General features: G+C 65.4%; 23 protein-coding genes. 14 read left to right on the forward strand and 9 right to left on the reverse strand.

Going from position 1 to position 21,803, the window contains the following annotated elements; genetic code table 11:
- Positions 1 to 109: 109 nt before the first annotated feature.
- Positions 110 to 1,420 carry an amino-acid N-acetyltransferase gene (gene argA / locus AC3WOS_RS23400; protein ID WP_492719026.1) on the forward strand — a complete coding sequence of 437 codons (1,311 nt, stop codon included), beginning with the start codon at positions 110 to 112 and terminating at the stop codon, positions 1,418 to 1,420.
- 35 nt (positions 1,421 to 1,455) lie between these two features.
- Positions 1,456 to 1,728: an oxidative damage protection protein gene (locus AC3WOS_RS23405; RefSeq protein ID WP_492719028.1), complete on the forward strand. Its 273-nt coding sequence runs from the start codon at positions 1,456 to 1,458 to the stop codon at positions 1,726 to 1,728.
- A 45-nt stretch (positions 1,729 to 1,773) separates the two neighbouring features.
- Here the strand turns inward: AC3WOS_RS23405 and AC3WOS_RS23410 are convergent, their stop codons facing one another.
- Positions 1,774 to 2,148, reverse strand: a complete 375-nt coding sequence (locus AC3WOS_RS23410) for a hypothetical protein (RefSeq protein ID WP_492719030.1) — start codon at positions 2,146 to 2,148, stop codon at positions 1,774 to 1,776.
- Between the two features lie 114 nt (positions 2,149 to 2,262).
- Positions 2,263 to 2,940 (reverse strand): ribose-5-phosphate isomerase RpiA, encoded by a 678-nt coding sequence (gene rpiA / locus AC3WOS_RS23415; RefSeq protein ID WP_492719031.1) that lies wholly within the window; start codon positions 2,938 to 2,940, stop codon positions 2,263 to 2,265.
- A 200-nt stretch (positions 2,941 to 3,140) separates the two neighbouring features.
- Between rpiA and AC3WOS_RS23420 the strand changes: the two genes are divergently transcribed.
- From AC3WOS_RS23420 to AC3WOS_RS23435, 4 genes are all read left to right on the forward strand, one after another.
- Complete coding sequence (locus AC3WOS_RS23420; protein WP_492719033.1) at positions 3,141 to 3,509, forward strand: response regulator transcription factor; 369 nt, start codon at positions 3,141 to 3,143, stop codon at positions 3,507 to 3,509.
- A 2-nt stretch (positions 3,510 to 3,511) separates the two neighbouring features.
- A complete protein-coding gene (locus AC3WOS_RS23425; RefSeq protein ID WP_492719035.1) occupies positions 3,512 to 4,138 on the forward strand; it encodes a chemotaxis protein CheC in 627 nt (208 codons plus the stop codon).
- A gap of 4 nt (positions 4,139 to 4,142) precedes the next feature.
- A complete protein-coding gene (locus tag AC3WOS_RS23430) occupies positions 4,143 to 5,105 on the forward strand; it encodes a GGDEF domain-containing protein (protein WP_492719037.1) in 963 nt (320 codons plus the stop codon).
- 93 nt (positions 5,106 to 5,198) lie between these two features.
- Positions 5,199 to 5,459: a BrnA antitoxin family protein gene (locus tag AC3WOS_RS23435; protein ID WP_492719039.1), complete on the forward strand. Its 261-nt coding sequence runs from the start codon at positions 5,199 to 5,201 to the stop codon at positions 5,457 to 5,459.
- Between the two features lie 31 nt (positions 5,460 to 5,490).
- Here AC3WOS_RS23435 and AC3WOS_RS23440 read toward each other — a convergent pair whose 3' ends face one another.
- Both AC3WOS_RS23440 and AC3WOS_RS23445 read right to left on the reverse strand, forming a co-directional pair.
- Positions 5,491 to 7,110: an ATP-binding protein gene (locus AC3WOS_RS23440; RefSeq protein ID WP_492719102.1), complete on the reverse strand. Its 1,620-nt coding sequence runs from the start codon at positions 7,108 to 7,110 to the stop codon at positions 5,491 to 5,493.
- An 18-nt stretch (positions 7,111 to 7,128) separates the two neighbouring features.
- A complete protein-coding gene (locus tag AC3WOS_RS23445; RefSeq protein ID WP_492719041.1) occupies positions 7,129 to 8,109 on the reverse strand; it encodes a substrate-binding domain-containing protein in 981 nt (326 codons plus the stop codon).
- 276 nt (positions 8,110 to 8,385) lie between these two features.
- On the opposite strand from AC3WOS_RS23445, the gene AC3WOS_RS23450 reads away from it, so the two are divergent.
- The 3 genes from AC3WOS_RS23450 to AC3WOS_RS23460 all read left to right on the forward strand — a co-directional run bounded on the left by AC3WOS_RS23450 (position 8,386) and on the right by AC3WOS_RS23460 (position 10,471).
- Complete coding sequence (locus AC3WOS_RS23450; RefSeq protein WP_492719043.1) at positions 8,386 to 8,958, forward strand: TetR/AcrR family transcriptional regulator; 573 nt, start codon at positions 8,386 to 8,388, stop codon at positions 8,956 to 8,958.
- Between the two features lie 46 nt (positions 8,959 to 9,004).
- Positions 9,005 to 9,838 carry an SDR family oxidoreductase gene (locus AC3WOS_RS23455; RefSeq protein ID WP_492719045.1) on the forward strand — a complete coding sequence of 278 codons (834 nt, stop codon included), beginning with the start codon at positions 9,005 to 9,007 and terminating at the stop codon, positions 9,836 to 9,838.
- Between the two features lie 501 nt (positions 9,839 to 10,339).
- Entirely contained in the window at positions 10,340 to 10,471 is a 132-nt protein-coding gene (locus AC3WOS_RS23460) for a hypothetical protein (protein ID WP_492719104.1), read from the forward strand.
- 443 nt (positions 10,472 to 10,914) lie between these two features.
- Here the strand turns inward: AC3WOS_RS23460 and cynS are convergent, their stop codons facing one another.
- Together cynS and AC3WOS_RS23470 are read right to left on the reverse strand one after the other, a co-directional pair.
- The gene (gene cynS, locus AC3WOS_RS23465; RefSeq protein WP_492719047.1) at positions 10,915 to 11,385 is read right to left on the reverse strand and encodes a cyanase; all 471 of its coding nucleotides are present in this window, start codon (positions 11,383 to 11,385) and stop codon (positions 10,915 to 10,917) included.
- 31 nt (positions 11,386 to 11,416) lie between these two features.
- Positions 11,417 to 12,079, reverse strand: coding sequence for a carbonic anhydrase (locus tag AC3WOS_RS23470; RefSeq protein WP_492719049.1), 663 nt, complete (start codon positions 12,077 to 12,079; stop codon positions 11,417 to 11,419).
- 112 nt (positions 12,080 to 12,191) lie between these two features.
- Between AC3WOS_RS23470 and cynR the strand changes: the two genes are divergently transcribed.
- The gene (gene cynR / locus AC3WOS_RS23475; protein ID WP_492719051.1) at positions 12,192 to 13,088 is read left to right on the forward strand and encodes a transcriptional regulator CynR; all 897 of its coding nucleotides are present in this window, start codon (positions 12,192 to 12,194) and stop codon (positions 13,086 to 13,088) included.
- A 106-nt stretch (positions 13,089 to 13,194) separates the two neighbouring features.
- Here the strand turns inward: cynR and eda are convergent, their stop codons facing one another.
- Both eda and edd read right to left on the reverse strand, forming a co-directional pair.
- Positions 13,195 to 13,818 carry a bifunctional 4-hydroxy-2-oxoglutarate aldolase/2-dehydro-3-deoxy-phosphogluconate aldolase gene (gene eda, locus AC3WOS_RS23480; RefSeq protein ID WP_492719053.1) on the reverse strand — a complete coding sequence of 208 codons (624 nt, stop codon included), beginning with the start codon at positions 13,816 to 13,818 and terminating at the stop codon, positions 13,195 to 13,197.
- Between the two features lie 3 nt (positions 13,819 to 13,821).
- Positions 13,822 to 15,744, reverse strand: a complete 1,923-nt coding sequence (gene edd / locus AC3WOS_RS23485) for a phosphogluconate dehydratase (RefSeq protein ID WP_492719055.1) — start codon at positions 15,742 to 15,744, stop codon at positions 13,822 to 13,824.
- 265 nt (positions 15,745 to 16,009) lie between these two features.
- On the opposite strand from edd, the gene pgi reads away from it, so the two are divergent.
- The 4 genes from pgi (at position 16,010) to AC3WOS_RS23505 (ending at position 21,143) form a co-directional block, all read left to right on the forward strand.
- A complete protein-coding gene (gene pgi / locus AC3WOS_RS23490) occupies positions 16,010 to 17,659 on the forward strand; it encodes a glucose-6-phosphate isomerase (protein ID WP_492719057.1) in 1,650 nt (549 codons plus the stop codon).
- Positions 17,660 to 17,673: 14 nt separating this feature from the next.
- Entirely contained in the window at positions 17,674 to 18,579 is a 906-nt protein-coding gene (locus tag AC3WOS_RS23495) for an SMP-30/gluconolactonase/LRE family protein (protein WP_492719059.1), read from the forward strand.
- A 132-nt stretch (positions 18,580 to 18,711) separates the two neighbouring features.
- Positions 18,712 to 20,184: a glucose-6-phosphate dehydrogenase gene (gene zwf / locus AC3WOS_RS23500; protein ID WP_492719061.1), complete on the forward strand. Its 1,473-nt coding sequence runs from the start codon at positions 18,712 to 18,714 to the stop codon at positions 20,182 to 20,184.
- A gap of 104 nt (positions 20,185 to 20,288) precedes the next feature.
- Positions 20,289 to 21,143 carry an SIS domain-containing protein gene (locus tag AC3WOS_RS23505; protein WP_492719063.1) on the forward strand — a complete coding sequence of 285 codons (855 nt, stop codon included), beginning with the start codon at positions 20,289 to 20,291 and terminating at the stop codon, positions 21,141 to 21,143.
- 56 nt (positions 21,144 to 21,199) lie between these two features.
- Here AC3WOS_RS23505 and AC3WOS_RS23510 read toward each other — a convergent pair whose 3' ends face one another.
- On the reverse strand, positions 21,200 to 21,796 hold the full coding sequence (locus AC3WOS_RS23510) for a class I SAM-dependent methyltransferase (protein ID WP_492719065.1): 597 nt from the start codon (positions 21,794 to 21,796) through the stop codon (positions 21,200 to 21,202).
- Positions 21,797 to 21,803 lie beyond the last annotated feature (7 nt).

Raw genomic sequence — 21,803 nt, forward strand, 5'->3', positions numbered from 1 at the left:
GGGGGCGGGCGGGGGCGGGGTGGGCTGCTTGGCTTTGTTACTAATTTCTGACATTGTTTTTTACATGTATTTGGCGCGGGACGTCGCGCAGCGAATTATAATGCGCCTAATGGAAAATCCTACCCAATTCGTCCAATGGCTGCGCTCCGTCGCGCCCTACATCCACGCCTTCCGCGGCAAGACCTTCGTCGTCGCCTTCCCTGGTGAACTGGTGGCCGCCGGCGCCCTCCAGGTACTGGCGCACGACCTGTCGCTGCTGCACGCGCTCGATATCAACGTCACCGTCGTCTACGGTTCGCGCCCCCAGGTGGCCGAGCAACTGGCCTTGCGCAATGTGGAAGGCCGCTTCCACAACGGCGTGCGCGTCACCGACCCGGCCGCCATGGAATGCGCCAAGGAGGCGGCCGGCGAGCTGCGCCTGGACATCGAGGCCGCCTTCAGCCAGGGCCTGGCCAACACGCCCATGGCGCATGCGGCCATCCGCATCATCTCCGGCAACTTCATCACGGCCCGTCCGCTGGGCGTGATCGACGGTGTCGACCTGGAAATGACGGGCATCACCCGCAAGGTCGATGCCGAAACCATCCACTCCATCCTCGGTTCGGACGGCCTGGTGCTGCTGTCGCCGCTGGGCTTCTCGCCCACCGGCGAAGCGTTCAATCTGACCATGGAAGACGTGGCGTGCAGCGCCGCCATCGCCCTGCATGCCGACAAGCTGATCTTCATCACGGAAACGCCGATGATGACCGACGCCGGCGGCACGGACATCCGCGAACTGTCCTCGCACCAGGCCGAAGCCGTGCTGCAGGCCGGCTTCCTGCCGGACGCCACGGCGTTTTACCTCAAGCACTGCGTCAAGGCCTGCCAGAACGGCGTGGAACGGTCGCACATCGTGCCGTTCGCCATGGACGGCTCGGCCCTGCTGGAACTGTTCACCCACGACGGCGTGGGCACCATGATCAGCCACGAGAACCTGGAAAGCCTGCGCCAGGCCACCATCGAGGACGTGGGCGGCATCATCAAGCTGATCGAACCGCTGGAGGCGGACGGCACGCTGGTCAAGCGCGGCCGCGAGCTGATCGAACGGGAAATCGACTACTTCTCCGTCATCGAGCACGATGGCGTGATCTTCGGCTGCGCCGCCCTGTACCCGTTCCCGGAACAGAAGATGGCGGAAATGGCATGCCTGACCGTCAACCCCGAAGTGCAGGCCCAGGGCGACGGCGAGCGTATCCTCAAGCACATGGAAAACCGCGCCCGCGCCATCGGCATCACCAAGCTGTTCGTGCTGACCACCCGCACTTCGCACTGGTTCCAGAAGCGCGGCTTCGTGCCGGCCACGGTGGACGCCCTGCCGAAGGACCGCCAGCGCATGTATAACTGGCAACGCAAATCCCAGGTGTTGATTAAGTCTTTATAATCTCACTTTTCCCTACCGCTTTAGGAGCAACACAGATGGCCCGCACCGTGCATTGCATCAAACTCAACAAAGAAGCCGAAGGACTGGATTTCCCGCCGTATCCTGGCGAGTTGGGCAAGAAGATTTTTGAATCCGTCTCGAAAGAAGCGTGGGCCGCCTGGCTCAAGCACCAGACCATGCTGGTCAACGAGAACCGCCTGAACCTGGCCGACCAGCGCGCGCGCAAATACCTGGCCACGCAGATGGAAAAGCATTTCTTCGGCGACGGCGCCGACGCGGCCCAGGGCTACGTGCCGCCGACCGAATAAGACGGCTGTCTTACGGAAGGGCTGGCCGCGCCAGCCCGGATGGCCTTACATGGCCTTGCACTGGCGCAGTTCGCAGCGGGCCATGAAAACCTTGCCGTTATCGCAAGCCATGCGATAGATTTCCACCGGACCCGGTGCGCTCACCAGGCCGGCCCCCAGGCCACCGGCGCAATCGCGCTGGTGTGCCATGCGTTCCACCGTGGCCGACGACACGCCGGCCTGGAACGGCACCTTCTCGATTTCCACTCCCGCGACCCGCACCAGCGGCGTGCCGTCGGCCGCCACCGTGCGCGGCGCCGGCTGGCGCGCCGCGGCCTGGGCGGCCGCCGCCGCCTGCTCGTCACGCGCGCGCGAGGGCAGCCAGGAACAGGCATTCAACAGCAAACTGCAAGACAACAGCACGGCGAACGATGGCTTCATGGACAGTCTCGGCAAAGGAATGGGATCGGGCGGGCGACGCCACCGCGACCGGCATGGCCGCGGCGGCAGGCGCGCCGCCGCGCGGCCAAGTGCGGCGCGGCGGCGGACGGTCGCTTAGAAGACCAGCTTGCGCACGCCTTCCGGCGTACCGAGCAGGCAGACGTTGGCACCGCGGGCGGCGAACAGGCCATTGGCTACCACGCCCACGATCTGGTTGATCTGCTGTTCCAGCGTCAGTGGGTCGGCAATGGCCAGGCCCACCACGTCGATGATTTCGCAGCCGTTGTCGGTGATGAAAGCCTGGTCGGTGCCGGCCTTCAGGCGCAGGCGCGGCTCGCCGCCCAGCGCGGCCAGGCGGCGCGTGACGGCCGCGCGGGCCATCGGCAGCACTTCCACCGGCAGCGGGAACTTGCCCAGCACCTCGACCAGCTTGGAGCCGTCGGCGATGCAGACGAACTGGCGCGACACGGAGGCCACGATCTTCTCGCGCGTCAGGGCCGCGCCGCCGCCCTTGATCATGGCGCCGCTGGCCGTGATCTCGTCGGCGCCGTCCACGTAGACGGAAATCTCGGGCACATCGTTCAGGTCGTACACGGCGATGCCATGGCCGGCCAGGCGCGCGGCCGTCGCTTCCGACGAGGCCACGGCGCCCTTGACGCGGTGCTTGATCTTGGCCAGTTCGTCGATGAAGAAATTGGCCGTGGAGCCGGTGCCGACGCCGATGATTTCGCCGTCGACCACGTAGTCGATGGCGGCGCGGGCGACCGCCTGTTTCAGTTCGTCTTGAGTCATGATTGCTTCTAAGTGGGTAGGAAAATGGCGCTATTTTAACGGATCGTCGGCCCGCGCCCCCGTTTTGCGCTAAAAATTGCGCTTGAACAACCCGGCGCGCCGCCGTTGTCGCACACTTGCACACGCCGCTATCGTGCCTGGCCTGCGGCGGGCATGATTGTGCGAGAATAGGGCACGCTAAGTCTATGTCAGGAATCGTCATGGATCATCGCAAAACCATATTGGTCGTGGATGACAGCCGCGTGTCACGCATGATGGCGCGCCAGTACATCGCGGCCCTGCACCCGCACTGGGTGGTCGAGGAAGCGGCCAGCGGCGAGGAAGCGCTGGCCCGCGCGCCCACGCTGGCGCCCGACTTGATTTTGATGGACGTCAACATGCCCGGCATGGGCGGGGTGGCGGCGGCCGAACAGCTGCGGCGCCTGTTTCCCGCCACGGCCATCTCGCTGCTGACGGCCAACGTGCAAAGCGCCACGCGTGACAAGGCGGCCCAGATCGGCGTCGGTTTCATGGAAAAACCCATCACCGAAGCCCGCATCGCCCAGCTCGTTGCCGTGCTGGACGCCTAGCCATGTTCAACCTGAGCGAACTGGAAAACGACGCCCTGGTGGAAATTTTCAACATCGGCGTGGGCCAGGCGGCGGCCGCCATGAGCGCCATCGTCAACGAGGAAGTGCGCATGTCCGTGCCCTCAATCCGCTTCATGCAGCGCACGGCGGCGGCCCGCCTGCTGGGCAGCAAGGACGTGCCGGCCGAACGCATCTGCGGCGTCAGCCAGCACTACGTGGGCGCGTTCGACACGGAAGCGATCTTGATGTTTCCGGAAGACAAGAGCCTGGAAATCGTGCGCCTGATGGTGGGCGAGACGGTGCCGCTCAAGGAATTGACGGAAATGGAGCAGGAAGCGCTGTGCGAGATCGGCAACATCATCCTCAACGCTTGCGTGGGCACGCTGGCCAACATCTTCCAGCGCGAGCTGCACGGCTCGCTGCCCGAATACCACGTGGGTACCAGCGATGAAATCCTCACCGCCTCGGGCAGCGTGGCCGACACCGTGGTGCTGATGCTGCACATCGATTTCGTGCTGGAAAAGCACCAGATCCATGGCTACGTCGCCTTCATCCTCGACATTTCCGCCCTGCACGACCTGAAGGAACAGATCAACCTCTACATCGCCCGCGCGATGGGGCAGGCCTGACGCCATGCGCGCCGACGGCGACCGCCTGATGCTGCTGCAGCAAGTGCTGGGCGCACTGAACGTGGGCGCCGTCGTGCTCGACGGCGAGCGCCGCATCGTGCTGTGGAACAACTGGATGGCGCGCCGCGCGGGCCGCAGCGCCGACAGCGTGGCCGGCAGCGACTTGCTGGACGTGTTTCCCGAGCTGCGCGGACAGCGGGTGGAGGCGGCCGTGACCCAGGCCCTGCGCCTCAATTTCCCGTCGCTGCTGTCGCACAGCCTGAACAAGGCGCCCTTTCCCCTGTATGCCAGCGCGGCGGCAGCCGCGCGCGGCGAGCGGGTGCAGCAGGCAGTGGAAATCACCCCGATCGCCGTGGCCGGCGCACCACGCCACTGCCTGATCCAGATCAACGACGTCAGCCTGGCCGTGGGACGGGAAAGGCTGCTGCGCGAACAGGCCATGGTGCTGCGCTCGCAGACCTTCGCCGACGGCCTGACAGGTATCGCCAACCGCCGCCATTTCGACATGGCGATCGAAAAGGAACACCGGCGCGCCAAGCGGGGCAGCCTGCCGCTGTCGCTGCTGATGATAGACATCGACAACTTCAAGGCCTACAACGACCACTACGGCCACCCGCAGGGCGACCAGTGCCTGATCCAGGTGGCGGCCGCGCTGGCGGCCATGCTCAAGCGGCCGTGCGACCTGGTGGCCCGCTATGGCGGCGAAGAGTTCGCCGCCATCCTGCCCGACACGGATACCGAGCAGGCCTGGCAGATGGCCGAGGCGATCCGGCTGCGCACCATCGAGCTGGCCATCCCCCACCTGCCGGACGGCGAAGGCCAACTGGTCACGGTCAGCCTCGGCGTCGCCACCCGCCATGCCGACAGCACGGCCGACGCCCGCGCCCTGATCAGCGCCGCCGACCGCGCCCTGTACCAGGCCAAGCGCGACGGCCGCAACCGGGTGGCGGCGCAGGCGCTGGCTTAGCCCTCGCCCCCGAAAATATGCATAAAATATGCATATCTAAAGTGCGGCTTATATCCGCACGCAAAGCCAGTCGGGGCGAAGCGGAGCAATATCATGCATAAAGAATTTGATTTCAGCAAAGGCAAGCGTGGCGCCGTCTTGTCCTCCACAGGGAAGACGCGTATCACCATCATGCTCGACGAGGAAATACTTGAATATTTCCGCAAACATGCCGAGGCGCAAGGTGGCGGCTACCAGACCATGATCAATGCCGCACTGCGGCAGTTCATCTTCGATCAGAGCAAACCGGACAACCAGCCAGTGACGGAAGCGACGCTGCGCAGGGTACTGCGTGAAGAACTGCATACATCCTGACGCAACGTTACCGCCGGGCCTGTGTGCACCGTCAATTGTGGAACGCGTCCAGCGGCAGCGTCACCGTGAACACGGTGCCCTTGCCCACCTCGCTGTGCACGGCGATGCGGCCATCGAGCACGCCATGCACCAGGTTGTAGACGATGTTGAGCCCCAGGCCCGAACCGCCCTTGCCCAGCTTGGTCGTAAAGAACGGATCATAGATGCGCCCCAGGTGTTCCGGCGCGATGCCGGCGCCATCGTCGCGCACTTCCAGCTCGACCCAGCCGCTTTCGCGCGGGCGGGCGCGCACGGCCACGCAACCGCCGGGGATGCCGTCAAAGCCGTGGACGACGGCGTTATTGACCAGGTTGGTCAGCACCTGCCCCACCGCGCCCGGATAGCTGCGCATGCGGATGCCGGCCGGGATCTCATGCGTGATGGCGACTCCGCAGTTCTTCAGCGATGGCCACAAGGTCAGCATGATTTCCGTGACCACCTCGTCGAGCAGGAACTGGCGTCCCTGTGAACTGGCCCGGTCCACCGCCACCTGCTTGAAACTGGCCACCAGGTCCACCGCCCGGTTCAGGTTGCGCAGCATGATCTCGGCGGCCTGGTGCACCTCCGCCAGGTGCGCGTCGAGCGCCGACTTGCGCAGGCCGGCGGCCGTCTCGTGCTCAAACAGGCGCACATGGTCGGCCAGCGCGCTGGCCGCCAGCAGGCCATTGCCGATCGGGGTATTCAGTTCGTGCGCCACGCCCGCCACCAGTGCGCCCAGCGCGGCCAGCTTCTCGCTGCGCACCAGGTCATCCTGCGTCATCTTCAGCGATTCGAGCGACTGCTCCAGTTCGGCGTTGGTCTCCTGCAGCGCGAAGCTGCGCTCCTCCAGGCGGTCGCGCATGACCTTCATCGCATACAGCAGGCTGGCGCGGTCGCGCGGCGCGATGGCGATCTCGATATCCATCTGGTCGGCGGCGATCTGGCGCGCGATGGCCGTCGCATAATCGGGCTCACCACCCAGTTGCCGCAGCAGCGAGCGCGTGATGCCGAAGGTGATGGCGACACTGAGCGCCGCCGCGAAACCGCTGAGCGCCAGCAGGACGACGCGGGCCCGCTGGTACGACGAACTGATCGCGCGCCTGGCCTGCTCCATCAGCGCGCTTTCATGCTGCCGCAGCTTGCCCAGCGCGCGAAAGTAATCGCTCTGGTAGGGGTCCAGGTCGACCAGCAGCAGGTTCTTGGCCTCGCCCTGGCGCCCGTCGGCCAACAGTGCAATGAATTCCTCCTGGTTGAAGGTGTAGGCCGAGCGGATGATCTCGATCTCCTGCAGGATGTCCCTGCCCGGCGCGTCGCGCACATTCCCGTTCAGCTGGTTCATCAGCGCCGCCACGCGCCGCTTGGCGCGCGCGATATCGGCCAGCTGTGTCCTGACCTGGTCCGGCTCTGTCATGATGAGCGTATTGCGCATGGCGCGCGCGATGGCGCCCAGTTCACCGATGACTTCATTGACCAGCAGCGTGTTCGGATAGGTGTCCCGCAGCGCCTCATCGGTCGTGCGGCTCAACGCGCCCAGCCTGGCGATGCCCACCAGCGTCATCGCGATCAGCAGCACGATCACAAAGCCGTAGCCGAACGCCAGGCGCTGGCCTATCTTCAGGTGCGGGAGGCGCATGGCCACAGTGGTTTCTGTCTATCTGGCGTCGATGCCAAACACCGTCTTGTTCGCAACGGGCATCAAATGATCGATGTTCCTGCTGGTGGCCACCAGGATAGGCACCATGATCTGCTTGGCCGGCACCTTGCCGTGCAGGCTCTCCACCAGCGCCTCGGCCGATTTCACCCCCATCAGGTAAGGCTGCTGCATGCCGCACGCCACCAGCGGCCCGGCCTTGAGCAGCGCCGCCACTTCCGGCATGGCGTCGAACGAACCGATCAACATCTCGTTCTGTTTTTTCGCGGCCTTGATGGCATGCAGCGCGCCCATCGTGGGCTGGTCAGTTTCGACGAAGATGCTGCGTAGCCGGGGCGTGGCCGCCAACAGGCTTGTGACAAAACCACTGGTCTCGTCGGCCGAGTAGTTCTGCATCTGGCGCAGTCCCCCTTCGTGCGTGATGCCCGCATCCTTCATCGCGTCGCGAAAACCGTTGGAGCGGTCCTGGCCGTTCTTGCGCGCCAGCGAAATGGTCACCAGCGCGTAAGGATCGTGCTGCCAGCCCTTTTCCTTGAGCGCGGCCGCCACCGCAGTACCCACCTCGTAGGCGCCACGATAATTGTCCGACTTGATGTAGGAGACGTACTGTCCGCTGTTAGTGCCGATATCGGCGATCACCACGGGCACGCCCGCCTTGCGTGCCAGTTCCAGCGTATCGGGTGCGCTCTGGCTGTCGACCGGCGAAATGACGATGCCGGCCACGCCACGGGCGATGGCCTCGCGCGCGTGCTGCAATTGCGTCTGTGCATTAAGCTGGCTGTCCATCACGCGGTAGGTATAGCCGTTGGCCAGCGCCACCGACTCCACCCCCTTGCCCATCGTGCCCCAGAACGGCAAGTCCAGCTTGGCAGTGATATACACGATTTCCCTGGTGGCTGCGGCGGCCTGGCCACACCAGAACCAGGCGCCGGCCGCCATGACGCACGCCAGGCCACGCTGCAGGAACGGGCGACGCTTCATCTCTGCTCTCTCTTGGGTAGTGCCAACAGCAAGGTTTTCACGGCGCCGCTCCCCTGCGAAGAAAGTTCACGTGTGCAAGTACTGTTTTACTCCCGGCATGGGTGGCCGTCAAACAAAAATTCAGCGCTGTGGATGAAGATCGACATGCGCGATCCGCCCTTGCGCACTGATGGGGAATCACTGGCGGGCATGTCCACTTGCCGGAACTGGCCCCGCCAGTCACCGCCGGGCAAAATAGCGCTTGAAAACGAATATATATTCGCTTAAACTGCGCATATGAAACCGAAAGACGAGAAAAAACTGGCCGCCATCGCCGCCGCCACCTATACCCTGGTGGGCGAACGGGGACTGGCCGGGCTGACCCTGGCCGACATCGCCCGCCGTGCCGGCGTGGCCACCAGCACGCTCTACGTCTATTACGATTCCCGGGAAACCCTGCTCGACACGCTGTACCACAACGCCAAGCAGCTGACCTTCCAGCGCTGGCTGGAGCACGACGATGCGGGCGCCCCATTCAAGGCCAGGGTGCGCGGCATCTGGCACAACATGCTGCAGCACCGCCTGGAGCGGTACGCGGAATTGCAATTCCAGGAACAGTACCATGTGTCGCAGATGGCCAGCCCCGCCAACCGGGAGCTGAGCGCCCGTTTCGGCCAGTTCTATATTGATTTCCTGGCGCTGGGCCAGCGCAGCGAGGTGCTCAAGGCCGTCCCCGCCCCGTTCCTGATCGCCAGCATCACCGGCTCGGTCAAGGAGACGGCCAACCAGATCCGCGCCGGCGCCCTGCCGGACGACGAGACCACGCGCAGTACCGCATTCACGCTGTGCTGGGATGCGATCAAGGCTTGATCGCGTTTTTTTTAACCTTTAACCGAATAAATATTCGCTAAAAATCATGAAAAAAGTCATCCTCATCACCGGTTGTTCCAGCGGCATCGGCCGCGCCAGCGCCCGGCTGTTCGCGGCCCAGGGCTGGCAAGTGGTGGCCACCATGCGCGACCCGGCCCAGGCCGGCGACCTGGCCGGCCAGCCCAACATCGACCTGCAGGCGCTCGACGTGACCGACCGCGCGTCGATCGCCGCCGCCTTCGCCGCCATCGCAAGCCGCCATGGCCGGCTGGATGCCGTCGTCAACAACGCCGGCTTCGGCGCCTTCGGGCCGTTCGAGACGGCCGACAGCGCGCTGATCGAGCGCCAGCTGGCCACCAACCTGACCGGCGTGATGGACGTGACCCGCGCCGCCCTGCCCCTGATGCGCGCCCAGCGCAGCGGCACCATCGTCAACGTCGCCTCGGTCGGCGGGCTGGTGACGATGCCGTTCAACGCCATCTACCATGCCACCAAGTTTGCCGTGGTGGGCTTTACGGAAGGGCTGAACTACGAGCTGGCGCCGTTCCATATCCGTGCCCGCTACGTGGCGCCGGGCGGGGTGAGCACCGACTTCATGGGCCGCTCGCTCAGCACCACCTTCGAGGGTAACGATCACCCCTACGCCGACGCCGTCGGCAAGGTGATACAGGCATTCGGCCAGCGCGTGGCCAACTACTCCACGCCGGAGCAGATTGCGCAGACGGTGCTGCGCGCCGTCACGGACGACGGCGCGCAAGTGGGCTACGTGGCAGGCGCCGACGCCGAAGCCCTGCTGGCCGCCCGCGCGCAACTGGGTGAGCAAGGCTACCTGGAGATGATGACGCAGCGCTTCGGTCTGCAGGAACAGGACGCCGGCTAAAGGCCCTGGACCATCAGCCGCACTGCAACGGCGCACCGCCCATGGCAGGTGCGCCGCCATGGGAAAACCTCTCCGGCATGTCATGCCGCCAAATCTACGTTCTTCCCCGATGAGCGGGAGACAGCACGGGGCCTGAGGTACCGGCCTTCGTTTTTGCCCCCGCTGTCTAATTCGGTCGAAACTATGCGAATGCCGGCTAATGGCGTCCAGAATTTCCGGCACGCCAAATTCTGTAGACTGCAATCGACTCCACAAAGCAACCCCGGGACCGTATTAGACTTTTCGCCATCTCGGCTTAGACCGACTTGGAAAGCCAACGGCAACTTTTAGCCTGCGTAGACTATCGAAGCTGGTTTTTTCGGGGTTGTATGGCCCCCAAGGTTCCCGCCTCGAATCGCGATTGCGCTCCCCTTCAACATCCGGCCGCGCCGAACACCAGGATGGAAATCCAGGTTTGGCTACGCCTTGCGCCGCACATCGCCGACGCGGGTATCGCTGCTGATGGGCTCGGAGCCAGTATTCGGTGCGCTGTTTGCAGTATATTGGCTGAACGAGTCGCTCAGTTGGGTCGGCTGGGTCGGCGGTACGATGATCGTCATCGCCTCGCTATGGGCTGCGTTCAAATCACATTGACTCGGGGCCGGGTTCGGCGCGGTCAAATCAAGGACGTGCGGAGCATTCACATCCGCCCATTGGAGATCGGAAACCACCTCCATATTGCAGTTGGTTTTTGAGACCGCAATGAGTCTACAAATTGGACAGTGGAATCGAAAGCTGGTTCGCTTTAGACTTTCACGGCAAAAGAAGCGACCAGATTAGACTCGGGGCCCAGATTTCATGGACAGTTTTGGACTGGCGCTTGGAAATTTCAGGCTGAATTAGCCGCAACCGGCTCGAACTGGACCGAATTAGACCCTAGGGTAAATCGGGAACGTCACCCACCTATACCCCCGCAAGCTTTCCCGATCGTCCGCATTGCACCGAATTTAATGCCTGCTACACCTCCTGACATAGCCGGCTTGGGAGAGCCCCCATATTGATAGTAGGAGTGCAGTCCCAAACCGGCGGCATCTGCGTCAGTACGGCTTATTCGGCAGGAACTTGCCGTCCAGCGTGATGACGGCCCGTTCGCCACCCTCGGGATCGGCCACCTTCTTTATGTCCAGCTTGAAGTTGATGGCGCTGATGATGCCGTCGCCGAACTGCTCGTGCACCAGGGCCTTGAGGGTGGTGCCGTAGATCTGGATCATCTCGTAGAACCGGTAGATGGTGGGATCGGTAGGGGTGCCGCCGGCGATGCTGCCGCGCAGCGGAATGGCCGTCAGCGTCGCGGCGTCCGCGCTGCCGAGCGCCAGGCGCAGGCACACCAGGTCGGCCGCCGCGCGCGGCAAGGCGTGCTGGCCCAGGATGGCGGCCGTCACATACGGCACGCTCAGGCCAGTGTCCTGGGCCAGCTCGGCCCAGGACAGGTCGGCCATGGCTTTGGCGGTCAGGGCGCGTTCGGTCAGGGCGATACGGGCATCCTGGTAGACGTGGGATTGTTGCATGATGACTCCTTGAGTGAAGTGAAGTAAGAGGTCAGGCGACCATGGCGCCACGCTGGCCTGGCGTGGCGAGGGTTTGCGGGAAATCGGCCAGTGAAACAAAGCGGTGGCTGGCGCCGTCGAGGGCGATGATGGTGCCGGTCTCGATGTCGTACACCCAGCCATGCAGGTTGAGGCGCCCCTGTTCCAGCGCCAGCGCGACGGAGGGGTGGGTCTTGAGGTTCATCAGCTGGGCAATGACGTTCTCGCGCACCATCGACGTCAGGCGGGCCGCGTCCGACGCATGCTGGCGGGCCGCGTTGACCACCTTGGCCGAATCGGCGTGGCGCAGCCAGCTGGCCACGGCCGGCAGGTGGTCCAGGCATTTGCAGCTGGAGATGGCCGTCATCGCGCCGCAGTCGGAGTGGCCGCAGACGACGATGTCGGTCACGCCCAGCACGGCCACCGCATATTCGACGGTAGCGGTTACCCCGCCCGGCTCGGAACTGTAGGACGGCACGATATTGCCGGCATTGCGGATCACGAAGATATCGCCCGGATTCTGCTGGGTCAGCAGTTCCGGCACCACGCGGCTGTCGGAACAGGTGATGAACAAGGCGCTCGGGTTCTGCGTGGTGGCAAGCTGCTTGAACAGGGCCGACAGCCGGGGAAAGGCGTGCCGCTGGAACTTGAGTGCTCCTTCAACGATGGACTGCATGGCATTCTCCTGGTGGGTTGCGGGTAGTGATGCCATGATGCAGTGGATGAACTATAGTGTCCAAGACCGATATACAATCGAGTCTATAAGTAAATCCTATAGTTATCGCGCCATGCTGCTACGCCATATCCAGTACCTGATCGCCGTGGTCGACCACGGCAACTTCACCCGCGCCGCGCAGGCCCTGCACGTATCGCAACCGACCTTGTCGCAGCAGATCCGCCAGCTGGAAGATCGCCTGGGCGCGCAGCTACTGGACCGTTCCGGCCGCGCCGTGCGCCCCACCGACGCCGGCCTGGCCTACCTGGCCCATGCCCGCCGCGCGCTGACCGACCTGGCCGCCGCCGAGCGCGCCGTGCACGACGTGCACGACCTGTCGCGCGGCAGCCTGCGGCTGGCCATGACGCCCACCTTCACCGCCTACCTGGTCGGTCCCGCCATCGCCCTGTTCCGCGCGCGCTATCCGGCGCTCACGGTGCACATCCACGAGATGGCGCTGGACGCGATCGGCGCCGCGCTGGCGGACGATGTGGTCGACCTGGGCATCGCCTTCAGCCCGCTCGATGCGGACGACGTCAGCTGCCAGGAACTGTTTTCGGAAAAGCTCAGTGTGATGGTGGGCAGCGGCCATCCGCTGGCGCGCCGCAAGCAGGCCATGACCTGCGCCGAACTGGAACGCGAGCCGCTGGCGCTGCTGGCGCCCGGCTTTGCTACACGCGATTTTGTGGATGGGTACTTGCAGGCGCAGGGGATACGCCCGTCTATCGTGGTCGAAGCGAACACCATCAATGCGCTGGTGGAGATCGTGCGCCGTGGCAGCATGGCCACCATCCTGCCGGACGCCATCACACGCGACCATCCTGCCTTGCGCAGTGTCGCGCTGACACCGGCCCTGCCCCAGCGCACGGTGGCGCTGTTATGGCGCAAGGAAAGTTACCAGAGCGCGGCCGCCAGGGCCTTCGCCGGCCTGATGGACGAACTGGTGCGCCAGTTGCCGCAACCCGCCTGAGGGAAGGGCGGCGGCACGACGGTATGCCGCGCGCATCGCCGCTGTATGGCCGCCGCTGCACGGCCAGCGCCGCGGCGATGCCGCCGCAGCGTGGCGGCGTTACTGCTTAACGCAGGCTGCTGGCAGCCTTGGCCAGGTCCGTGATGCGGTCCCAGTTGCCGGCGGCGATGGCGTCTTTCGGCGTGAGCCAGGAGCCGCCCACGCAGGCCACGTTTTTCAGCGCCAGGAACTGCGACGCCGTTTCCTGCGAAATGCCGCCCGTGGGGCAGAACGTCACGTCCGGCAGCGGACCGCCGATGGCGCTCAGCATGCCCACGCCGCCGGCCGGCACGGCCGGGAACAGCTTGAGCTGCTGGAAGCCATGCTCGCGCGCGGCCATCACTTCCGACGGCGTCATCACGCCCGGCAGCAGCGGCAGGCCGCTGCTCTTGGCGGCGGCGATCAGGGCCGGCGTCAGGCCGGGCGAGACGCCGAACACGGCGCCCGCGTCGCGCGCGGCGGCGAATTCCTCGGGCTGGGTCAGCGTGCCGACGCCGACGATGGCACCTTCCACGGCCGACATGGCGCGGATCGCGGCCAGGCCATGCTTGGTGCGCAGCGTCACTTCCAGCACGCGGATGCCGCCGGCCACCAGCGCGCGCGCCAGCGGTACGGCATGGTCAGGATCGTCGATCGCAATCACGGGGATCACGGCCGAAGTACGCATAATGTCGAGCAGAGTCATGGTCATGGCTTAGGCTTCTTTCTTCATCGAGAAATCTTCATCGGAACCGGGCACGGTATTGCCTACCGGGTCGGCGTCATGCAGGCCGACCGTGGTCGGAATCGGGGACGGCAGCGGGAACGTGGTGGCGCCCTGCTCCGCCGCGCTCACGCTGGCGCGGAACATGGCGAACAGCTCGCGCCCCATGCCCACGTTGTTGGGCGACAGGTCGGCCGTGGCCAGCGCGCGCGCGCACCACACGTCCGACGGCACCAGCGCTTCGAGCGCGCCGGTGGCCGCGTCCAGGCGGATCATGTCGCCGTCGCGCACCAGGCCCAGCGGACCGCCGGCCAGGATTTCCGGCGACACGTGGATCGCCGCCGGCACCTTGCCCGAGGCGCCCGACATGCGGCCGTCCGTCACCAGCGCCACGCGGCGGCCGGCATCCTGCAGGTTGGCCAGCGCCGGGGTCAGCGCGTGCAGTTCCGGCATGCCGTTGGCACGCGGGCCCTGGAAGCGCAGCACGGCCACGAAGTCGCGATCGAGCGTGCCGGCCTTGTAGGCGGCCATGAATTCTTCCTGCGAATTGAACACCAGCGCCGGCGCTTCGACCGTGCGGTGCTGCGGCTTGACGGCCGATACCTTCATCACGGCGCGGCCCAGGTTGCCCTTGACCAGCACCATGCCGCCGTCGGCCGAGAATGGCGCGCTGGCCTTGCGCAGCACGGCCTCGTCGCCCGACTCCAGCGGCGCCGCCTGCCAGACCACGCCCTTGCCGTCTTCCGACAGGAACGGTTCGCCGCAGTGGGCGCGCAGGCCCTTGCCCAGGATGGTGGTGACGTCGTCGTGCAGCAGGCCCGCGTCCAGCAGTTCGCGGATCACGAAACCGGTGCCGCCGGCGGCGTGGAAGTGGTTCACGTCCGCTTCGCCGTTCGGGTAGATGCGCGTCAGCAGCGGCACCACGGCCGACAGCTCGTTGAAGTCGTCCCAGTCGATCACGATGCCGGCCGCCTTGGCGATGGCCACCAGGTGCAGCGTGTGGTTGGTCGAGCCGCCCGTGGTCAGCAGGCCGACGATGGCGTTGACGATGCATTTCTCGTCGACGATGTGGCCCACCGGCAGATACTGCTCGCTCTGCGCCGTGATCTGGGCCGCGCGCTTGCCGGCGGCCGCCGTCAGCGCGTCGCGCAGCGGGGTGTTGGGGCTGATGAAGGCGGCGCCCGGCAGGTGCAGGCCCATCACTTCCATCAGCATCTGGTTGCTGTTGGCGGTGCCGTAGAAGGTGCAGGTGCCGGCGCCGTGGTAGGACTTGGCCTCGCCTTCCAGCAGCTCCTCGCGGGTGGCCTTGCCTTGCGCGTACAGCTGGCGCACCTTGGCCTTGTCGGAGTTGGACAGCCCGCTCGTCATGGGGCCGGCCGGCACGAACACGGCCGGCAGGTGGCCGAAGTGCAGCGCGCCGATCAGCAGGCCCGGCACGATCTTGTCGCACACGCCCAGGTAGACGGCCGAGTCGAACATATTGTGGGACAGCGCCACGGCCGTGCCCATGGCGATGGCGTCGCGCGAGAACAGCGACAGCTCCATGCCGGGCTGGCCCTGGGTCACGCCGTCGCACATGGCCGGCACGCCGCCGGCGAACTGCGCCACGGCGCCCACTTCGCGCACGGCATCCTTGATGATGCGGGGGAAGCTCTCGAACGGCTGGTGCGCCGACAGCATGTCGTTGTAGGCCGAGACGATGGCCACGGAAGGCTTCTTCACTTCCTTCAGCACCAGCTTGTCATTGGCCGGGAAGGCGGCAAAGCCGTGCGCCAGGTTGGTACACGACAGCGCGCCGCGCTGCACGCCCTTGACGCGGGCCGCCTCCAGGTGGGCCAGGTAGGCGCCGCGCGAAGGTTTGCTGCGCGCGATAATCCGCGCCGTTACGGTTTCAAGTACAGGATGCACCGCCATGATCGTTCCTTATGAATGAATTCGGTGAAATTTTACTACAAAAATTTACGTCATCCGATCTTTTATTGCATCTTTTTTGCCATAACCGTGCAAAAACCACCCGATCCGACAGGGGGCGTGGATCGAGGAAACCGGTACTGCGTATGGCGGCGCACGAAATTGTAGTGAATTTACCTGTTTTTCATGTATTATTAGACATCCGCACCGCAGCGCGCCGCTGCGGGACGCTCTTTCCAACCCAGCCAGACTACGCCGCCGACCAATTATGCGCCAGCCCGCCCTCACCGCCACCGCCAGCTTCCAGGCCCTCGAATCCCATGCCGCCACGGCCCGCCAGTGGCAATTGCGCGAGCTGTTCGCGCAAGACCCGCAGCGTTTTCCCAAGCTGACCGTGGACGCGGCCGGCCTGTTCCTGGATTATTCCAAGAACCGCCTGGACGCCACCACCGTGGCGCTGCTGCTGGCGCTGGCGCGCGAGCGCGGCGTGGAGCGCCAGCGCGATGCCATGTTCGCGGGCGAGAAAATCAATCTTACCGAACAACGTGCCGTACTGCACACGGCCTTGCGTATGCCGCGCGGCAAGACGCTGGTGGTCGACGGCCAGGACGTGGGCCATGACGTGCACGCCGTCCTGGACCGCATCAAGGACTTCACGGACCGCGTGCGCAGCGGCGCCTGGGTCGGCTACACGGGCAAGCCCATCACGGACGTGGTCAACATCGGTATCGGCGGCTCGGACCTGGGCCCGAAAATGGTGTGCCTGGCGCTGCGCTCATACTCGCACCCACGCCTGCAGATGCACTTCGTCTCCAACGTGGACGGCCACGACATGGACGCCGTGCTGGGCCAGGTCGATCCCGAGACGACGCTGTTCATCGTCGCCTCCAAGACCTTCGTCACGGCCGAGACCATGCTCAACGCGCAGACGGCGCGCAGCTGGTTCCTGCAAAGCGCCACGGAGGACGACCTGGCGCGCCATTTCGTGGCCGTGTCCACCAACAAGGAGGCGATCAAGGCCTTCGGCATCGACCCGGCCAATATGTTCCCGTTCTGGGACTGGGTGGGCGGCCGCTATTCCGTGTGGTCGTCGATCGGCCTGGCCGTGGCGCTGTCGGTGGGCTTTGGCTACTTCAGCGACTTCCTGGCCGGCGCCCACGCGCTGGACGAACATTTCCGCACCGCGCCACTGGCCGAGAACATGCCGGTGCTGCTGGCGTTGGTGGGCTTCTGGAACCGCCAGTTCCTCGATTGCGCCTCGCTGTCGATCGCGCCCTACCACCAGGACCTGAGCCGCTTCCCGGCCTACCTGCAGCAGCTCGACATGGAGAGCAACGGCAAGCGCGTCACGCGCAACGGCGCCGACGTCGGCGTGCCGACCTGCCCCGTGGTGTGGGGCGAGTGCGGCACCAACGCGCAACACGCCTACTTCCAGCTGCTGCACCAGGGCACGGACGTGACGCCGATCGACTTCATCGCCGCGCTGCGCCCCACCCATGACCTGGCGGGCCACCACGACTCGCTGCTGGCGAACTGCTTCGCCCAGTCGGAAGCCTTCATGACCGGCAAGACGGGCGATGAAGTGCGCGCCGACCTGCGCCAGCAAAAACTGGACGAGGCGCAGATCGAAGCACTGGTGCCGCACAAGACCTTCCCCGGCAACCGCCCCAGCAACACCATCCTCATGGACCAGCTCACGCCGCCGCTGCTGGGCGCCCTGATCGCGCTGTACGAGCACAAGACCTTCGTGCAGGGCGTGCTGTGGGACGTCAACAGCTTCGACCAGTGGGGTGTGGAACTGGGCAAGGTACTGGCCAAGAACATCCACGCGGAACTGACGGGCGAGGTCGCGCCCGAGCGCCACGACAGCTCGACCAATGGCCTGATCGTCATGGCCAAGGCCGCGCAGCACCTGTAAAGCGAAACCACACCATGAGCGACGCTGCAAATAGATACCACATCACTCCCGCCTTCGACGCCGTCATGCAGGTGGGCGAATGCCCGCTGTGGCATCCGGAAGAACAGGCCCTGTACTGGGTCGACATCGAAGGCTTCGCCATCCACCGGCTGGTGCCGGCCACCGGCGCGCACCGCAAGTGGCCGATGGCGAGCGAGCCTTCCGCGCTGGCGCGCAATGAAAACGGTGGCCTGATCGTCGCCCTGCGCCGCGGCTTCGTGCATTTGAACACGGACAGCGGCGAGCTGACCGACATCGCCCCCGCGCCGTACGACACGGCCACCACCCGCTTCAACGACGGCCGCGCCGACGCGGCGGGCCGCTTCTGGGTCGGCACCATCTACGAGCCGCGCGACCGCCAGGCGGCCGAGATGTACGTGCTGGAGCGGGGCCAGGTCCGCAAGGTCTGGTCGGGCGGCATGACGGTGTCCAACGGCCTCGGTTTCAGCCCCGACCAGCACACCCTGTACCACAGCGACACGACGGCCCACCGCATCACCCGCTACGCCTACGACCTGGCCAGCGGCAGCGTGTCCGAGCCGCGCACGCTGATGCAGTTTTCGACCGACAAGAGCCACAACTACGGCGGCCGTCCCGACGGCGCCGCCGTCGACTGCGAGGGCAACTACTGGTGCGCCATGTTCGAAGGCGCCCGCGTGCTCAAGCTGTCCCCGGACGGCATCATCCTCGACGAAATTCCCCTGCCCGCCCGCTGCCCCACGATGGTGGCGTTCGGCGGCGCCGACCTGCGCACGCTGTACATCACCAGCGCCAGCTACAAGCGTCCCGCCGGCGAGGCGGAGCAGTATCCCCACACGGGCCGCCTGCTGGCGGTGCGGGTGGACGTGGCAGGCCGGGTCGAACCGGCCTACATCGAATAGACTGTACAGGCGGCGCCGCAACGCGCCGCCCAATTTGTAGTAAATTTTCTTGCATTGGTGCTTTTCATGTAGTAAATTTACATAGAGGCAGCACCATTCCGGCACCTACACTTTTGCGATCACACACATATTATGGCTCTTACCGATTTTGACCTGGTTCTGTTTGGCGGCAGCGGCGATCTGGCAATGCGCAAACTGCTGCCCGCGATGTACGCGCGCGACGTCGCCAAGGACTTGCCGCCAACCGCGCGCATCATCTGCGTAGGCCGCCAGGACTGCGGCCAGGACGAATTCCTGCGTACGGTGGAAACCACCTCCCGTCCGCACATCAAATCGCCGGCCGTCACGGCCGAGGCGTGGGCCCGCTTCACGGCGCGCATCGTCTACGTCTCGCTCAGCGCCACGGAAGTGGAAAGCTACGGCCCGCTGGTCAGCGCGCTGCGCACCGACCCGGCCCTGACCCGCGTCTACTACCTGGCCACGCCGCCGCACCTGTTCTCGCAGATCTGCGACAACCTGGCCGCCAACGACCTGGTCACGGCCAACTCGCGCGTGGTGCTGGAAAAGCCGCTGGGCCGCGACCTGGCCTCGGCCAAGCAGATCAACGCCGAAGTGGGCAAGGTGTTCGCCGAATCGCAGATCTACCGTATCGACCACTACCTGGGCAAGGAGACGGTGCAGAACCTGCTGGCCCTGCGCTTCGGTAACATCCTGTTCGAGCCGCTGTGGCGCCGCGAATGGATTTCGGACGTGCAGATCACCATCGCCGAGAAGCTGGGCGTGGGCAACCGCATGGGCTACTACGACACCTCGGGCGCGCTGCGCGACATGCTGCAGAACCACCTGCTGCAGCTGCTGTGTATCGTGGCCATGGAACCGCCCACCTCGATCGCGCCGGACGCCGTGCGCGACGCCAAGCTGCAGGTGCTGCGCTCGCTGAAGAAATTCACCCCGACCACGCTGGCGCAGAACATCGTGCGCGGCCAGTACCGCGCCGGCCACGTGGACGGCAAGGCCGTGCCGAGCTACCGGGACGAACCGGATGCGCCGGAGCAGTCGCGCACCGAAACCTTCGTCGCCATGAAGGCGGAAATCGACACCTGGCGCTGGGCCGGCGTGCCGTTCTACCTGCGCACCGGCAAGCGCATGGCCGACAGCCTGGCCGAGATCGTGGTGCGCTTCAAGCACATCCCCCATTCGATCTTCCACCAGCCCACGTCGAGCTTCCAGCCCAATTCGCTGGTGATCCGCCTGCAGCCGGACGAAGGCCTGCGCATGAACCTGATGGCCAAGACGCCCGGCGATGGCATGCGTTTGAAGCCGGCCGAGCTGGAACTGGACTTCCGCGAGTCGTTCAAATCGCCCCGCATGGACGCCTACGAGCGCCTGCTGCTGGACGTGCTGCGCGGCCAGCTGACCCTGTTCATGCGCGGCGACGAGCTGGAAGCGGCGTGGGAATGGGTCGAGCCTATCCTCGACAACTGGGAGCAGGACGACACCATGCCGATACCATACGCCGCCGGCACCTGGGGCCCGGCCGCCGCCTCCGCCCTGATCGGCCGCGACGGCCTGCAGTGGCGCGAAGAAGCCCTGCCCGAGGACTAAAATTGGCAGGGCAAGGAGCCTGGCCATGCATGGCCAGGCCGTTACGCAGGCGCGGAGCATGCTCCGCGAAACCCCTGCTTCACCGCTTCCAGAAAACTAAACCAATGCTGCTCGATTCCATCCGCACCCAGCTCGACTCGCTCTCCAAGTCCGAGCGCAAGGTCGCGCTGGCCGTGCTGGACCAGCCGGCGCAGACGGTCAACCAGAACATCACGGCGCTGGCCAAGAGCGCCCAGGTGTCCGAGCCGACCGTGGTGCGCTTCTGCCGCACGCTGGGCTACGACGGCTGGCATGAGTTCAAGCTCAAGCTGGCCCAGGGCCTGGCCCTGGCCCTGCCCGGCCTGAATGAACAGCCGGCGCAGGACGACCTGGCGGCCGACCTGGTCAACAAGATCTGCAGCCGCTCCATCAACACCCTGCTCGACCTGCGCAACAACCTGGACCCGGAAGCGATCCAGAAGGCGCTCGACATCCTGTCCAAGGCCAACAAGATCGAGTTCTACGGCCAAGGCACGTCCGGCATCGTGGCGGCCGACGCGCAGCACAAGTTCTTCCGCTCCGGCGTGCCGACGGTGGCCTATGCCGACCCGGCCATCCACAGCATCGCCGCCGCCCTGCTGCGCGCCGGCGACGCGGTGGTGGCCATTTCCCAGCGCGGCAACAGCCCGCCGCTGGTGCGCTCGGCCAAGCTGGCGCGCCGCGGCGGCGCGGACGTGATCGTGATGGCGCCATCGGGCACCCCTCTGGCCGAGGAAGCGACGGTACTGATCCCGATCGACCTGATCTTCAACACCGATCCCTACACGCCCATTTCGGCACGCCTGGCCTACCTGGTGGTGATCGACGTGCTGGCGGTGGGACTGGCGCTGCAACGCGGCCCGGAATTCCGCAAGAAGATGCAGAACGCGCAAAAAGCGCTGCAGGAATTCGACCTGCAATTCGACTCCTTCATCGGCTGACACGCCGGCGCCGGCGTGCGCCCCCGCGCCGCGCTTTTGCGCCCCCGCGCGCCCGGCTACGCGCGCTGCGCAATCACCGTATCGAACACCTTCACCGTGCCGCCCGGCGCGGGGAAGCTGCGCTGCTCATGGCCCAGGATGCGCCAACCGTCGAACTGCGCCAGCAGCTCACCGGGTGCGAACAGACAATGCCCTTCCGGCGAAAACATATCCATGTAAGTCGTCCCTTCCGTCAGCACGTTGACCACCGCCACGCCGCCCGGCCGCAACAGCGACTGTAAATGCGCCAGCTGGCGCAAGGCCGTAGGACACTCGAAGAACATCAGCAGGCCGATGCAGATCACGGTGTCGAATTGTTCATGCAATTGCGTCGTACGCAGGTCCGCCACGGCGGCCTGCAGCGGCAACGCCTCGTCGCGCGCCACCTGTTGCAGGTGGGCGATGGCGGCCGGACTGGCGTCGTAGGCCTGCACCTCATGCCCGGCCCGCGCCGCATGCACGGCCAGGTTGCCCATGCCACAGCCAAAGTCCAACACCCGTCCGCGCAAATGGGGCAAGGCAGCTTGCTCGAAAGGGTTGAGCGCGAAGTCGTGCTGCGCGATCTGGCGCTGGAACTGGGTATCGAAAAACTCGACGCTGGTGTGCATGTTCATCGCGGTC

The sequence above is a fragment of the Rugamonas sp. FW305-51 genome, from assembly GCF_058786935.1.